1 protein-coding gene is annotated in these 831 nt (G+C 43.9%); it reads left to right on the top strand.

What is annotated here, in order from left to right; translation table 11 throughout:
* Positions 1–311 precede the first annotated feature (311 nt).
* The gene (locus METLU_RS0120215) at positions 312–713 is read left to right on the top strand and encodes a hypothetical protein (protein WP_155920641.1); all 402 of its coding nucleotides are present in this window, start codon (positions 312–314) and stop codon (positions 711–713) included.
* Positions 714–831 lie beyond the last annotated feature (118 nt).

Raw genomic sequence — 831 nt, 5'->3', positions numbered from 1 at the left:
GTAAGCCCTATGATGAATCCACTTACCTCAAAGCGCTGGAACAACGGGGCTCCTCGTTGCTAAAACCAGGCGGCGAAATCAGTGAAAAAGCTTGACGGACTAACTCAGGGCGTGAACCGGCCTTTGGACTCTGTTATTTAATTGTCTGCTGAGTGACTTATTTCGGACTCTCGATACTTACTTTGTGGTATTGTCTCGGCCCGTTTATCATACATAAAATGTTGGAACATCAGAGACTGAAGCGCTATTCTTGACAGTCAAGCAGGAAAAGCTGTACTTTTTCCAGTCTGTTTAACAACTTGTTGGGCCCAATGAACAAGTCAGCTTGGCGCAATGAAGCATATAAGCGTTTTCCGTTGTTTAAGGAGGCGATAAATGACGCTGAAACGCCATATCAGTTATGGAACGATCTGCTATTCGAGTTCTATTCAGCATATGACGCAGGTCAAGTCGAGATCGTATCTGCCATCTACAAATACGCTCAGTGGTCTTGCGAACAACCACAGGGTCGCACTGCAAAAGATGATTTGGCTACTTGTGTAACAGTTTGCTTTTTTGAGCATATTCCAGAGCATCAGAAGGCTCTAGTTGACATGCCTAATTGGTGGTCTCTAGAAGATGTAAAACTTATGAAGGATGTTTTCAGTTACATGGTTGGAGAAGAAGGCTATTCACGTATATTGGAGCAATATCAGAGCCGTAGGGCGCAATAGCGGTAATTGTCAAAATAACTGTCGCCTCAACAGTTAAATCAGGCCGCTTTTTTCAGCGCCTGCCGAATTATATTTTTGTCCTTCTGGTCAGGGTTCAAATAGACCTCAAGTACAGGCT

Source organism: Methylobacter luteus IMV-B-3098 (assembly GCF_000427625.1).
GTDB lineage: Bacteria > Pseudomonadota > Gammaproteobacteria > Methylococcales > Methylomonadaceae > Methylobacter > Methylobacter luteus.
This window is presented reverse-complemented; position numbering and strand designations above follow the sequence as displayed.